Source organism: Sphingomonas sp. 7/4-4, from assembly GCF_027941955.1.
Classification (GTDB): Bacteria; Pseudomonadota; Alphaproteobacteria; order Sphingomonadales; family Sphingomonadaceae; genus Sphingomonas.
In genome coordinates this window covers 3,110,476-3,122,998 of sequence record NZ_CP115960.1, presented here as the reverse complement: position 1 = coordinate 3,122,998, position 12,523 = coordinate 3,110,476, and the positions used below count along the sequence as shown (strand labels likewise).

Here is a 12,523-nt window from a genome sequence, read left to right as displayed (position 1 = left end):
GAAGCTGCCCCCGGCAGCTTCAGCCATGTCCGGGGACATGGCGGCCTGACCATCGTCTCCGGACGATCCCGGCCGTTGCGGGCAGGGAATACGAGGCCTAAAGGAGAGCCCGCCCGGGGGCGGACGCATTTGGACAACCGATGACCACCGAACTCAGCGATTTGCTGACGCCCGAGGCAGTGCTTGCCGGCCTGGGCGCTGCAAACAAGAAGACATTGTTCCAGCAGCTCGGCGCCGCCGCGGCGCGCGCTTACGGCGTCGACGCCAAGCTGGTGACCGAGCGGCTGGGCGAACGCGAGAAGCTCGGCTCGACCGGTTTCGGCGGTGGAATCGCGATTCCGCACGGCAAATTGGACGGGATCAGGCATGTCGCGGGCGTGTTCGTGCGGCTCAACCAGCCGATCGACTTCGCCGCGATCGACGATCTGCCGGTCGATCTGGTGTTCATGCTGCTCTCGCCGACGGGCGCGGGTGCCGAGCATCTCAAGGCACTCGCCTGCGTGTCGCGGAAACTTCGCGACCGCAATTTCGCCGCCAAGTTGCGCGGCGCGGGCTCGGATGACGCGCTGTTCGCATTGCTCGTCGGCGTGGAGACGCGTGACGCCGCCTGAACCTCGCCCTCAGCCACGGGGCGCCGAGGCGCATTTCCGCGCGCTCGAATCGCTCTATGCCGCCGCGCCGATCAACCGGCTGTTCGAATCGGCGCTCGAAATCGCCGAGGGCGGAGTCGCCCGGATCCGGTTCCATATCGATTCGCGCTATTTCCACGCCGCCGGCGCCGCGCACGGCACGAGCTATTTCAAGATGCTCGACGATGCCGCTTTCTATGCCGCGAACAGCCTCGTCACCGATCGCTTCCTGCTCACCACTGCATTCAACCTGCTCTTCACCAAGCCCTTGGGCGAAGGCCCGGTGATCGCCGAGGGGCGCTGGGTGAGCGGACAGCGCCGGGTGTTCGTCGCCGAGGCGCGGCTGATCGACGCGAGCGGCGAGGAGGCGGCGCGTGGCACCGGCACCTTCATGCGCTCGCGGATTCCGCTCGCCTCGCTCCCCGGCTATCGGACCGCGTGATGACGCGGCTGACCAGCGCGACGCTGGTGAGTGCGCTGAGGAGACGCGTGGATCAGGCGGGCGGATCGGCGATGATACTCGCCAAAGGTGACCCGACCGCAGGCGGTATCCTCGTCCTGACGTACCAAAAGGCACAAATCCACGCTTCTTCGAGCGCGGAATTGGTCCAAAGGGTGTCCCGGCGCTGATCGCGTCCGGCCCGCGTGAATCCACCGATGAGCAGGAGGTCGCGGCCTATTGGCAGCGCCGCCGCGGTTCCGACCCGGATCTATGGGTGATCGAACTGGATATCGCAGACGCCGAACGCTTCGCCGCTGAAACGTTTAACATTGATTGACATTGCACGCCCGCGCGGGGAAAGGCGGCAGACGTTCCATAGCGTTGTGCCGATCGGGGTGTGAGACCGGGCGGTTACGCAGTCGGGGGAAGCCCGGCAGACCAGGTTTGTTGACGGTCTGTCGCGCGCCAACCGCATAATATTGAAGCATAATGAAGTTCATGCCACGCGCCGCGACTTTCGCGGCTGTGACTTTTGCGCTGGCGCACTTGCGAATGCAGCCACGCTTGACGCGAACATGGTGAGCCAGGAGGCTCCGGTTCAGGCAGTCAACACTCAGGAACACCACGTTGTTCCCGCGCCGACGATCGTGGCGCAGCCGGTTCTGAAGCAGGACGGCGAGATCGTGCAGCCCCTCCCCGAGGCGGCGCTCAAGGAAGATCAGGATTTCGCGTCTCTCTCCGCCGCGGTTGCCGCGCATGAGGGTGGCGCCGGCGCCGATGCCGAGCTCAACTGCCTTGCGGTCGGTGTCTATTACGAGGCGAAGAGCGAGCCGCTCGCGGGCCAGCTCGCCGTTGCCGACGTCATCATCAACCGCACCAAATCGGGCCGCTTCCCTAAGTCGATCTGCTCGGTGATCACCCAGCGCGGCCAGTTCTCGTTCGTGCGTGGCGGCAAGATGCCGACTCCGCCGGCGAACGCCCAGTGGCGCAAGGCGCTCGGCGTCGCCAAGGTCGCGCAGCAGGATCTGTGGGACAGCCCGGCCGAGAACGCGCTCTATTTTCACGCGCGCTATGTGAAGCCGAGCTGGGCGCGCGCGCGCGTCGCCACGGTCGGCAATCACATTTTCTATCGCTGATTTCGGCGCGGGACTTTCCCGCGTTCGTGAAATGTTCTAACAGCCGGGGATGACCTCCCGGCTGTTTTGCCATCCGATGCTCCCCTGGTGGCGAGCGAAGTCGCCCGCGGCGTGACGCGGATGCTGCTTCGCCACGATTGCGTCGCGATCGCCGAAGTCCCGCTCGACGGCGGCCGCCGCGCCGATCTGATGGCGCTCGATGCGCGCGGCAACATCCTGATCGTCGAGATCAAGGTGTCGCGTGCCGATCTGCTCGGCGACGGCAAATGGACCGACTATCTCGCGCATTGCGATCGCTTCTTCTGGGCGGTGCCGACGGGGTTCGACCTGCGGCCGTTCGAGCAGGAGGGGTTCCTGCCCCAGCGCGCGGGGTTGATCGTCGCCGATCGCTATGATGCGGCGGTGGTGCGTGAGGCGGCCACGGTGCCGCTCGCCAGCCCGACGCGCAAGAAATGCACGCTGGCCTTCGCGCGCCGTTCGGCGCGCCGCGTGATCCACCTGCTCGATCCCGAGGCCGAGCAGGTCTTCTGATCGCCTAGAGCTTGGGGCCGGATCCGGCGGCCTTCGCCCCTGCCTTTGGCGCATCGGCGAGCAACTTGGCGATGTTGGGGTAGCGCGTGTTTTCACGTGCATAATCGCGTGCCGATTTGCCGCTGCCATAATCGGCGCGATCGGGATCGGCCTTGGCGTCGAGCAGCTGGCGGACGATATCGGCATTGTGCATCTGCACCGCGCGGATCAGCGGTGTCTCGCCGGCGCTGTTGGCGAGGTTCACATTGGCGCGGTACTTGATGAGGATCCCGACGCCCTCGCTCCAATTCTGCTCGATCGCGAAGATCAATGCAGTGTTGCCGCGGGCGTCTTGGAGATTGGGGTTGACGTCGTCGGCCTGGAGCAATGCGCGCAGATAGAGCGCATCCGAGCGCTTGGCGACGATGTGCAGTGCACCCTCGCCGCTGCCACGCTCCTTGGTGTTGACGATGCGCAGCGAGCGATCGAGCAGGAACTTGTTGACCTTGGGCCCATCCGCATCCCGGATGGCCTTGAGGAATTCATAGCCGTCCGAAAACTGCTGCGCGACGGCAGGGACCGCAGTGAGCGCCAATGCGGCGACGGCGGCTACGCGGAACACACGAAAACCCATGATGCGGCTGAACCCCTCACTGAACCCCGTTCTTGCAAGCGCTCGACTAACAGATCATGGCTGGCGGCGCCATGTACAGGATGTTTCCAGCCCTCGCTTTGCTCTGCGCGATCCCGCTTGCCGGCTGCGGTACCGCCAAGCCCGAGGAGCCGCCGCTCGCCGGCGCGCGGATCGGCGGGCCGTTCACGCTCATCGACCAGAATGGCAAGACGGTGCGCGACAGCGATTTCGCCGGCCGATATCGCATCGTCTATTTCGGCTACACCTATTGCCCCGACGTCTGCCCGACCGACATGGCCAAGATCGGCCAGGCAATGAAGATCCTCGACAAGGAAGCCCCGCGCGTCGCTGCCAAGGTCGTGCCGATCTTCATCACCGTCGATCCCGAGCGCGACACGCCGGCTGCGGTCAAGCAGTTCGTAGCGAACTTCCACCCAGGGATCGTCGGCCTCACCGGCAGCCCGCAGGCGATCGCGGCGGTCGCCAAGAGCTATGCCGTCTATTTCAAGAAGCAGCCGCCCGGGCCCGGCGGCGGCTATATGGTCGATCACCTCGCCGTCGCCTTCCTGATGGGGCCGAAGGGCGAGCCGATCACGTCGCTGCCGATCGACAAGGACGGGCAGGCGATTGCCGGGCAAGTGAAGCACTGGGTCCGATGAGCGCGCGCTTCTGGGAAGATGTGCCTCTCGCGAAGCTCGATCGCGCCCAGTGGGAGGCTTTGTGCGACGGTTGCGGCAAATGCTGCGTCCACAAGCTCGAAGACGAGGAGACCGGCGAGCTGCACGCGACCAATGTCGCCTGCCGGCTGCTCGATCGCCGGATGGGGCGGTGCAGCGATTATCGCCACCGCCACGCTTATGTCAGCGAATGCGTGCGGCTGAACGCCAACAACGTCGCCGGCATCGAATGGCTGCCCTCGACCTGCGCCTATCGGCTGCGCGCCGCGGGCGAGCAATTGCCCGAATGGCATTATCTGGTGTGCGGCGACCCTGAGGCAGTGCACGCGGCCGGCCAGTCGACGCGCGGCTGGACGATCTCCGAGGACGATGCCGGGGATTTCGAGCACCATCTGGTGGACCGCGAGCTTTGAGCGGTGGAATCGAAGTCGTCCGACACGCGCGGGCGCGCTGCATGCGGCTGGCGGTCGATCCGCGCGACGGACGGATCCGGCTGACGCTGCCGCCGCGGGCGTCGCTCAAGAAGGGGCTCGCCTGGGCCGAGGCGCAGAGCGGGTGGATCGCCGCTCAGCAGGCGCGGCTTCCCGAAATGCGGCCGCTGGCGCCGGGCGCGTATTTTCCGCTGGCCGGCCGCGAGATCGAGATCGTCTCCGCACCCTCTGCGCCGCGCACTCCGAAGCTGGAGAGCGACCGGTTGATCTGCGGCGGTCCGCGTGAGGGGCTCGAGCGCCGCGTCGAGCGCTGGCTGCGCGCCGAAGCGCTGCGCGTGCTCAGCGCCGAGACCGCCGAATATGCCGCGCGGGCAGGCGTTATCGTCACGCGCGTGTCGGTGGGGGATCCGCGCGGCCGCTGGGGAAGCTGCGCCTCGTCGGGCGCGATCCGCTACAGCTGGCGGCTGATTCTCGCGCCCGATTTCGTCCGCCGCGCGACCGTCGCGCACGAAGTCGCGCACCGCATCCACATGAATCATTCGCCGGTCTTCCACCGGCTGGTCGCCGAACTCTACGAAGCCGATCCTGGCCCTGCCCGCGAATGGCTCCGCCGCAACGGCTCGTCCTTGCACTGGGTGGGGCGCCAGGGGCTACCAGCTTAAACAGGCTGATAAGCAAATCCTCCCCGCTGCGCGAGGGAGGATTTTAACCTCAGAATCCGTCCGGATTGTCGCGCGGCGGTACCCGTTCGGCCGGTTGCGGCTGGCGGCGATCGTCGCGGGGTGGCGGCTGGGTGCGAGTCGGTCCCGACGGCGCCGGTGGGGCGCCTCCGGTCATCCGGTCGATCCAGTCCTGATCCAGCCGTTCGTCGGGGGCCGTCTGCTCCTCGGTGCCGTCGCTGCGCGGCTGCTGGTCGACGGGCAGCGGATTGCCGTCCTCGTCGACGAACATGCCGTTGTCAGGCGTGTAATAGGCATTGTCCTCGGGCTCGAGCTGCCATTCGGGCAAGGTGACCTGCGTTTCGAACTGCTCGACCGGGCGCTTCGCCACAGCCTTGGTCATGAACGCGGCAAAGGCGCGCGCAGGCGCGGTGCCGCCCTGCAGCCCGGGGACGACCTTGGCATCGTCGCGGCCCATCCACACGCCGGTGGTGAGCCCGCTCGAAAAGCCGATGAACCAGCCATCCTTGTTGGAAGTGGTGGTGCCGGTCTTGCCCGCGACCGGGCGGCCGATCTGCGCGGCGCGGCCGCTGCCCGCGGCGACCGCGGTCTGGAGCAGGTCGGTCATCTGCGCGGCGACATAGGGCGCGACCAGCACATGGCTGGTATCGACTTCGTGCTGGTAGATGACCGCGCCGTTCGCGGTGACGCGGGTGATGCCATAAGGCGTGACCGCCACGCCCTTCTGCCCCACCGAGGCGAAGGCGCGGGTCATGTCGATCAGCCGCACGTTCGAGGTGCCGAGCACCATCGCCGGCTGGGTATTGATCGGCGTGGTGATGCCGAAGCGCCGCGCCATGCTCGCCACCGTGGCGAAACCGACTTCCTGCCCGAGCTTCGCCGCGATCGTGTTGAGCGAATAGGCGAAGGCGGTGCGCAGCGAGACCGGGCCCGAATTGCGCCCCGAATTGTTGCGCGGGCTCCAGCCGTTGATCGTCACCGGCTCGTCGACCACGGTGTCGTCGAGCTTGTGCCCCGCCTCGAGCGCGGCGAGATAGACGAACAGCTTGAATGCCGATCCCGGCTGGCGCGTCGCCTGGGTCGCGCGGTTGTAGATCGAGGCGACATAGTCCTTGCCGCCGACCATCGCGCGCACCGAGCCGTCGCGGTCGAGGCTGACCAGGGCGCCCTGGGCGTTGCCCGGCGCGTTCTTGCGGATCGCCTCGTCGGCGGCGCGCTGCATGTCGAGGTCGAGCGTGGTCCACACCTCCAGCGGCGCCTCGCTCTCGTCAATCAGCATTTCGAGCTGGGGCAGCGCCCAGTCGGTGAAATAGCGCACGCTGTTCTGCCGCGGCTCGGGGCGAGCTTGACGCTGCGCGGATCGGTCGCCGCCGCGGTGGCGCGGCTGATCTTGCCGGTCTCGGCCATCAGGTCGAGCACCACGCTCGCGCGCTGCACCGCAGCCTCGGCATCGGCGGTCGGCGAATAATGCGACGGCGCCTTGACGAGGCCCGCGATCACCGCGGCCTCGGCGAGGTTCAGTTCGCTGGCGGAATGGCCGAAGAACTTGCGGCTCGCCGCGTCGATGCCATAGGCGCCGCCGCCGAAATACACCTTGTTGAGATAGAGTTCGAGGATCTGCTCTTTCGAGAATTTCCGTTCGAGCGCGAGCGCGAGGACACCTTCGCGCATCTTGCGGCCGAGATCGTATTTGTTCGACAGGAAGATCGTCCGCGCCACCTGCTGGGTGATCGTCGATCCGCCCTGCAAGCGCCGCCCCTGCTCGTGAAGCTCCTTTGCGCGCCAGAACATGCGCGCTACGCCGACCGGATCGACGCCCCAGTGCGATTCGAAGCGCCGATCCTCGACCGCGACGATCGCGTCCTTCATCACCTGCGGGATCTGGTCGTACTTGATCCACTCGCCATAGCTCGGCCCAAGCGACACCAAGACAGTACCGTCGGCGGCGTGGACGCGGATCATCTGGCCGTTGGGCGAGGATTTGAGCTCGTCATAGCTCGGCAGCGAATTGCGGGTCGAATAGACTGCGATCCCAAGCGCGACTGCCGCGATGAGGCCGACCGTTACTCCGGCGATCAGCGTCCACAAGGCGAGACGCTTCCATCCGGATCCGGTGCGCCACCAGGATTTCGAGCGAGCGGTTTTCGGTTTTCTGGAAGCCATCGAAGCGGTGGTTAAGCCCTAAAGCTGCGGCTCACAAGAATCAGGAGCCGGAAGGTTCGTTAGCCCCGTTCGGGTTGCCGCCGCGTGAACGAAAGTCGAGGCTCACCGAATTCATGCAGTAGCGCAACCCCGTCGGCGGCGGGCCATCGGGAAAGACATGGCCGAGATGGCCGTCACAACGGGCGCAGCGCACCTCGACGCGGCGCATGCCGTGGCTGACATCGGCATGCTCGACGACATGATCGGGCGCGATCGGCTGCGTGAAGCTCGGCCAGCCCGATCCCGAATCATATTTGTCGGCGCTGTCGAACAACTCGAGCTTGCACGCGGCGCAGGCGTAGATGCCGTCAGCCTTGTTGTCGTTGTAGCGCCCCGAAAAGGCGCGTTCGGTGCCGGCTTCGCGCAGCACATGGAATTGTTCGGGCGTGAGCCGTTTGCGCCACTCGGTCTCGGACAGGTTGAGCTGCTCCATGGCCTCCGATGTGTGCCCAGGGGCGATGTCCGTCAATCCGGGTTCCTACTAACCGGGCTCAAGTCGCCGCGCGCCTTGAGCCGGCGTTTGAGTATGTCGGCGCGCGGCGCCCAGAGGAAGCCGAAGCTCACCGCGCCGTGCTTGCTTTCCACGGCGTGATGGAGCCGGTGCGCCTGGACGATCCGCTTCATGTAGCGCGAGCGGGCGACATAGCGATGCGACAGCCGGCGATGGACGATGACGTCGTGGAAACCGAAATAGATCGCGCCATAAGCGGCGATCCCGGCACCGATCCAGGTCGTGCCCGGCCACCAGCCGAGCTGGACCCCACCGAGCAGCAGCACGATCGAGGGGACGGCGAAGATCACGGCATACAGGTCGTTGCGCTCGAACGCGCCGGTACGCGGGCGATGATGGCTCTGGTGCAGGAACCAGCCCGGCCCGTGCATCACCCAGCGATGCGCGACATAGGCGAAGCCTTCCATCGCCAGGATCGTTGCCAAGAACAGCAGGATGCCCAAAGCGGGATGCATAATGGCGATATAGCGAGGCGAGGCGATGGTTGCGAGGTTGCTGGTTGCGGGTGCGGCATTGGTCTCGCTGGCCGGATGCGCGGTTCCCGAAGCGCGGCTACGGACCGGCCTGATCAATGCAGGACTGCCCGAGCCGCTGTCGGCGTGCATGGCCGAGCGGATGGTCGATCGCCTCTCGCTCAAGCAGCTGATGCGAATCGCCGATCTGCCCAAGGCGCGCGGATCCGAGTCGATCGACCGGTTCCTCCACCGCGTCCGCGCGCTCGGCGATGCGGAGATTCTCGGCGTGACCTCGAGCTCGGCGGCCCTCTGCGCGACGGGATTGGGCTAGTCGCGCGATACGAGTATTATTGCAACTACCTCGCAATCGCATTTAAGCGGAAAAGGTTTGGATTCATCGCAGCGCCGTGCTTAAGGCGCTCGCAAACTTCGCCGGCAACACGAGGGCGCGCCCATGAACATCCACGAATATCAGGCCAAGGAATTGCTCGCCAAGTTCGGCGTTCCGGTCCCCGCGGGTTTCGCCGCGCTCAGCGTCGAGGAGGCCGTCGAGGCTTCGAAGAAGCTCCCCGGGCCGCTCTATGTCGTCAAGGCGCAGATCCATGCCGGCGGCCGCGGCAAGGGCAAGTTCAAGGAACTGGGCCCCGACGCCAAGGGTGGCGTCCGTCTCGCCAAGACCGAGGATGAGGTCCGCGCCGCCGCGACCGACATGCTCGGCAACACGCTGGTGACGATCCAGACCGGCGAGCACGGCAAGCAGGTCAATCGCCTCTACATCACCGACGGCGTCGACATCGCGAAGGAATTCTACCTCGCTTTGCTGGTCAATCGCGCCACCGGCCGCATCTCGATGGTCGCCTCGACCGAGGGCGGCATGGACATCGAGACCGTCGCGCACGACACGCCCGAGAAGATCCACAGCATCGACATCGATCCGGCGACCGGCTTCATGCCGCACCACGGCCGCACCGTCGCTGCCGCGCTCGGACTGACCGGCGATCTCGCCAAGCAGGCCGCCTCGACCGCTTCGAAGCTCTATGACGCCTTCCTCGGCACCGACGCCGAGCAGATCGAGATCAACCCGCTCGCGGTCACCGACGATGGCAAGTTGCTGGTGCTGGACGCCAAGGTCGCCTTCGACGGCAATGCGATGTTCCGCCACAAGGACCTCGCCGAGCTGCGCGACGAGACCGAAGAGGATCCGATGGAGCTCGAGGCGTCGAAATACGACCTCGCCTACATCAAGCTCGACGGCGATATCGGCTGCATGGTCAACGGCGCCGGCCTCGCCATGGCGACGATGGACATCATCAAGCTGAACGGCATGTTCCCCGCCAACTTCCTCGATGTCGGCGGCGGCGCCAACAAGGAAAAGGTCACCGCGGCGTTCAAGATCATCCTGAGCGATCCGGCGGTGAAGGGCATCCTCGTCAACATCTTCGGCGGGATCATGCGCTGCGACATCATCGCCGAGGGCATCGTCGCCGCGGCGAAGGAAGTGAATCTGTCGGTTCCCCTGGTCGTCCGCCTCGAAGGCACCAACGTCCAGCAGGGCAAGGACATCCTCGCCAATTCGGGCCTGCCGATCGTCGCGGCCAACGACCTTGGCGATGCCGCGAAGAAGATCGTCGCGGAAGTGCAGAAGATCGCGGCCTGACGTTGATCGGCAAGCGGGCCGCACGGGCAGCCCGCTCGTCGATTACTCGTCGTCCTTTTTCTTGAGCAATCCAGTCGCTGCCGGCGCGACTGCCTTGATCGTGGTCGGCGTCATCGACAGGCGCGAGGGCATGTCGCCGCTCGCCGCCGGTGTCGCTTCGACCGCTGCCGGTGGCGCGTCCTCGTTGCGGCGGCCGCCGGTATAGGTTCGCCCCTTGCCCTCCGCAGCTTCGGTGCCACCGGTGGACGGGCAATTCCCTCGGTCTCGGCGGTCCCCGTTGGCAGGTTGGACCCACCCTTCACGATGATCCCGCCGATCGGATTGCCGGGTGCGCAGCGCGCATAGCTGGCTGACGCGGCCCCCGGCATTCCGGAAATCGTACCTGCCTTGGGCTTGGCCTTCTCCTTGGCGGCTGCCGGCGCTTCCTGTGCGAAGGCAGGTGCCGTAGCGGCAGTCACCGCCAGCATCGCCCAGAGCGTCAAACTATATTTCCCCATATTCTCTCCCTTCCTGCACGAAGCTGCAGCTTCTCTCCTGAATTTGCGGTGAACTGGTGTCGCCTCCGTAACAAGGCGGTTCGGGCGGCTTTTTCGATGATCGGGTATGCTGGAGACGCTTTGGGGCTGGACTTGAATCGATTCTCGGGCATTAGCGATTGGCATTGCCGATCTTCCAGCGATGGAGAGGATTTCGATGAAGGTGCTGGTGCCGGTCAAGCGGGTGCTTGACTATAATGTGAAGCCCCGCGTGAAAGCGGACGGGACGGGCGTCGATCTGGCGAACGTCAAGATGAGCATGAACCCCTTCGACGAGATCGCCATCGAGGAAGCGGTCCGGCTGAAGGAGAAGGGTGCGGCCACCGAAGTCGTCGTCGTCACGATCGGCGTGCCCAAGGCCGAGACCGACATACTGCTCACCGCGCGCGCAATGGGCGCGGACCGCGCGATCCTGATCGCCACCGAAGACGAGATCGAGCCGCTCGGCGTCGCCAAATTGCTCGCCAAGGTCGCCGAAGAGGAACAGCCCGGGCTGATCATCCTCGGCAAGCAGGCGATCGACGACGATTCGAACCAGACCGGCCAGATGCTCGCGGCTTTGCTCGGCTGGAGCCAGGGCACTTTCGCCTCAAAGGTCGAGCTCGGCGGCAACGGCGTCAAGGTGACGCGCGAAGTCGATGGCGGGCTCGAGACCGTCGATCTCAAGCTGCCCGCGATCGTCACCACCGATCTGCGCCTCAACGAGCCGCGCTACGCCACGCTGCCCAACATCATGAAGGCCAAGTCCAAGCCGGTCGCGAAGAAGACGGTCGCCGATTACGGCGTCGACGTTTCGCCGCGGCTCAAGACGCTCAAGGTGGTCGAGCCCGGCAAGCGCCAGGCAGGCATCAAGGTGGGCAGCGTTGACGAGCTGGTCGAGAAGCTCAAGGGTCTCGGCGTCGCGAAGTAACCACCCGTTCGGGCTGAGCTTGTCGAAGCCCGAGTGAGTCTCACCGCCCTTCGACAAGCTCAGGGCGAACGGAGAAGAAGCTATGAAAACGCTCGTCTGGGTCGAACACGACAACAAGCACGTCAAGGACGCGACGCTTGCCGCCGTCACCGCCGCCTCGCAGCTGGGAGAGGTCCATCTCCTCGTCGCCGGCTCGGGCGCCGCCGCGGTGGCCGATGAAGCCGCGAAGATCGCCGGCGTGGGCAAGGTGCATCTCGCCGACGACGCGGCCTATGAGCATGCGCTGGCGGAGAATGTCGCGCCACTGATCGTCGGCCTGATGGACAGCCACGATGCCGTGGTCTTCCCCGCCACGACCACCGGCAAGAACATCGCGCCGCGCGTCGCTGCGATGCTCGACGTGATGCAGATTTCCGACATCCTCTCGGTCGAAGGTCCGGACACGTTCACGCGGCCGATCTATGCCGGCAATGCGATCGCCACCGTGCAGACCAGCGACAAGAAGCTGGTGATCACCGTGCGCGGCACCGCCTTCGCCAAGGCGGCGACCAGCGGCGGCTCGGGCACGGTCGAAGCCGTGTCGGGTGCGGGCGACAAGGGACTCTCTACCTTCGCCGGCGCCGAGATCGCCGAATCGACGCGCCCCGAGCTGACCGCCGCCAAGGTGATCGTCTCGGGCGGCCGCGCGCTGCAGAACAGCGAGAACTTCCATGCGATCATCGAGCCGCTCGCCGACAAGCTCGGCGCCGCGGTCGGCGCCTCGCGCGCCGCGGTCGACGCCGGCTATGTGCCGAACGACTATCAGGTCGGCCAGACCGGCAAGATCGTCGCGCCCGAGGTCTATATCGCGATCGGCATCTCGGGTGCGATCCAGCACCTGGCGGGCATGAAGGACTCGAAGACGATCATCGCGATCAACAAGGACGAAGACGCCCCGATCTTCCAGGTCGCGGACATCGGCCTCGTCGGCGACCTGTTCAAGATCGTCCCGGAGCTGACCGAAAAGCTCTGAGCGCGGGCTTGAACCTCGACGAACATGGGGCGGCGCACCTTCCCGGTGCCGCCGCCCCTTTCTTGCTGCGCTCGAAGCGCTCGTATCGACCCTACCGCAAG

Annotated in this window: 14 protein-coding genes and 2 pseudogenes; 12 read left to right on the top strand and 4 right to left on the bottom strand. The window is 65.9% G+C overall.

Going from position 1 to position 12,523, the window contains the following annotated elements; translation table 11 throughout:
• Positions 1-140: 140 nt before the first annotated feature.
• The 5 genes and pseudogenes from PIB19_RS15790 to PIB19_RS15770 all read left to right on the top strand — a co-directional run bounded on the left by PIB19_RS15790 (position 141) and on the right by PIB19_RS15770 (position 2,738).
• Positions 141-611 (top strand): PTS sugar transporter subunit IIA, encoded by a 471-nt coding sequence (locus PIB19_RS15790; RefSeq protein ID WP_271238119.1) that lies wholly within the window; start codon positions 141-143, stop codon positions 609-611.
• Entirely contained in the window at positions 598-1,071 is a 474-nt protein-coding gene (locus PIB19_RS15785) for a PaaI family thioesterase (protein ID WP_271238118.1), read from the top strand. The genes PIB19_RS15790 and PIB19_RS15785 overlap by 14 nt, the downstream gene beginning before the upstream one ends.
• Positions 1,071-1,408, top strand: a pseudogene (locus PIB19_RS15780) (DUF1491 family protein). Before PIB19_RS15785 ends, PIB19_RS15780 begins: the two are co-directional and overlap by 1 nt.
• Positions 1,409-1,646: 238 nt before the next feature.
• A complete protein-coding gene (locus tag PIB19_RS15775) occupies positions 1,647-2,207 on the top strand; it encodes a cell wall hydrolase (RefSeq protein ID WP_271238117.1) in 561 nt (186 codons plus the stop codon).
• 120 nt (positions 2,208-2,327) lie between these two features.
• Positions 2,328-2,738 (top strand): MmcB family DNA repair protein, encoded by a 411-nt coding sequence (locus PIB19_RS15770; RefSeq protein WP_271241010.1) that lies wholly within the window; start codon positions 2,328-2,330, stop codon positions 2,736-2,738.
• 4 nt (positions 2,739-2,742) lie between these two features.
• Here PIB19_RS15770 and PIB19_RS15765 read toward each other — a convergent pair whose 3' ends face one another.
• A complete protein-coding gene (locus PIB19_RS15765; RefSeq protein ID WP_271238116.1) occupies positions 2,743-3,339 on the bottom strand; it encodes an ankyrin repeat domain-containing protein in 597 nt (198 codons plus the stop codon).
• An 83-nt stretch (positions 3,340-3,422) separates the two neighbouring features.
• On the opposite strand from PIB19_RS15765, the gene PIB19_RS15760 reads away from it, so the two are divergent.
• Genes PIB19_RS15760 through PIB19_RS15750 form a run of 3 tightly spaced genes read left to right on the top strand, consistent with a single transcriptional unit; the run spans position 3,423 to position 5,121 of the window.
• Complete coding sequence (locus tag PIB19_RS15760) at positions 3,423-4,010, top strand: SCO family protein (protein WP_271238115.1); 588 nt, start codon at positions 3,423-3,425, stop codon at positions 4,008-4,010.
• On the top strand, positions 4,007-4,441 hold the full coding sequence (locus PIB19_RS15755) for a YcgN family cysteine cluster protein (RefSeq protein ID WP_056615464.1): 435 nt from the start codon (positions 4,007-4,009) through the stop codon (positions 4,439-4,441). Before PIB19_RS15760 ends, PIB19_RS15755 begins: the two co-directional genes overlap by 4 nt.
• On the top strand, positions 4,438-5,121 hold the full coding sequence (locus PIB19_RS15750; RefSeq protein ID WP_271238114.1) for a M48 family metallopeptidase: 684 nt from the start codon (positions 4,438-4,440) through the stop codon (positions 5,119-5,121). The genes PIB19_RS15755 and PIB19_RS15750 overlap by 4 nt, the downstream gene beginning before the upstream one ends.
• 49 nt (positions 5,122-5,170) lie before the next feature.
• On the opposite strand, the pseudogene PIB19_RS15745 reads toward PIB19_RS15750, so the two are convergent.
• From PIB19_RS15745 to PIB19_RS15735, 3 genes and pseudogenes are all read right to left on the bottom strand, one after another.
• Positions 5,171-7,302: pseudogene (locus PIB19_RS15745) on the bottom strand (transglycosylase domain-containing protein).
• Between the two features lie 40 nt (positions 7,303-7,342).
• Positions 7,343-7,774 carry a peptide-methionine (R)-S-oxide reductase MsrB gene (gene msrB, locus PIB19_RS15740; protein ID WP_271238113.1) on the bottom strand — a complete coding sequence of 144 codons (432 nt, stop codon included), beginning with the start codon at positions 7,772-7,774 and terminating at the stop codon, positions 7,343-7,345.
• Positions 7,775-7,806: 32 nt separating this feature from the next.
• Positions 7,807-8,307: a sterol desaturase family protein gene (locus PIB19_RS15735; RefSeq protein WP_271238112.1), complete on the bottom strand. Its 501-nt coding sequence runs from the start codon at positions 8,305-8,307 to the stop codon at positions 7,807-7,809.
• Between the two features lie 25 nt (positions 8,308-8,332).
• Between PIB19_RS15735 and PIB19_RS15730 the strand changes: the two genes are divergently transcribed.
• The 4 genes from PIB19_RS15730 to PIB19_RS15715 all read left to right on the top strand — a co-directional run bounded on the left by PIB19_RS15730 (position 8,333) and on the right by PIB19_RS15715 (position 12,422).
• Entirely contained in the window at positions 8,333-8,638 is a 306-nt protein-coding gene (locus PIB19_RS15730) for a hypothetical protein (protein WP_271238111.1), read from the top strand.
• A gap of 123 nt (positions 8,639-8,761) precedes the next feature.
• The gene (gene sucC / locus PIB19_RS15725) at positions 8,762-9,964 is read left to right on the top strand and encodes an ADP-forming succinate--CoA ligase subunit beta (protein ID WP_271238110.1); all 1,203 of its coding nucleotides are present in this window, start codon (positions 8,762-8,764) and stop codon (positions 9,962-9,964) included.
• A 693-nt stretch (positions 9,965-10,657) separates the two neighbouring features.
• Complete coding sequence (locus PIB19_RS15720) at positions 10,658-11,410, top strand: electron transfer flavoprotein subunit beta/FixA family protein (protein ID WP_056615438.1); 753 nt, start codon at positions 10,658-10,660, stop codon at positions 11,408-11,410.
• A gap of 82 nt (positions 11,411-11,492) precedes the next feature.
• Complete coding sequence (locus tag PIB19_RS15715) at positions 11,493-12,422, top strand: electron transfer flavoprotein subunit alpha/FixB family protein (protein WP_271238109.1); 930 nt, start codon at positions 11,493-11,495, stop codon at positions 12,420-12,422.
• The last annotated feature ends 101 nt before the right edge of the window (positions 12,423-12,523 follow it).

Bases quoted from the DNA above. Each gene is read 5' to 3' on its own strand.
- PIB19_RS15755 (WP_056615464.1), top strand. From the start codon at position 4,007: ATGAGCGCGCGCTTCTGGGAAGATGTGCCTCTCGCGAAGCTCGATCGC.
- msrB (WP_271238113.1), bottom strand. From the start codon at position 7,774: ATGGAGCAGCTCAACCTGTCCGAGACCGAGTGGCGCAAACGGCTCACG.
- PIB19_RS15775 (WP_271238117.1), top strand. From the start codon at position 1,647: ATGGTGAGCCAGGAGGCTCCGGTTCAGGCAGTCAACACTCAGGAACAC.
- PIB19_RS15770 (WP_271241010.1), top strand. From the start codon at position 2,328: ATGCTGCTTCGCCACGATTGCGTCGCGATCGCCGAAGTCCCGCTCGAC.
- PIB19_RS15730 (WP_271238111.1), top strand. From the start codon at position 8,333: ATGGTTGCGAGGTTGCTGGTTGCGGGTGCGGCATTGGTCTCGCTGGCC.
- PIB19_RS15790 (WP_271238119.1), top strand. From the start codon at position 141: ATGACCACCGAACTCAGCGATTTGCTGACGCCCGAGGCAGTGCTTGCC.
- PIB19_RS15715 (WP_271238109.1), top strand. From the start codon at position 11,493: ATGAAAACGCTCGTCTGGGTCGAACACGACAACAAGCACGTCAAGGAC.
- sucC (WP_271238110.1), top strand. From the start codon at position 8,762: ATGAACATCCACGAATATCAGGCCAAGGAATTGCTCGCCAAGTTCGGC.
- PIB19_RS15760 (WP_271238115.1), top strand. From the start codon at position 3,423: ATGTACAGGATGTTTCCAGCCCTCGCTTTGCTCTGCGCGATCCCGCTT.
- PIB19_RS15720 (WP_056615438.1), top strand. From the start codon at position 10,658: ATGAAGGTGCTGGTGCCGGTCAAGCGGGTGCTTGACTATAATGTGAAG.
- PIB19_RS15735 (WP_271238112.1), bottom strand. From the start codon at position 8,307: ATGCATCCCGCTTTGGGCATCCTGCTGTTCTTGGCAACGATCCTGGCG.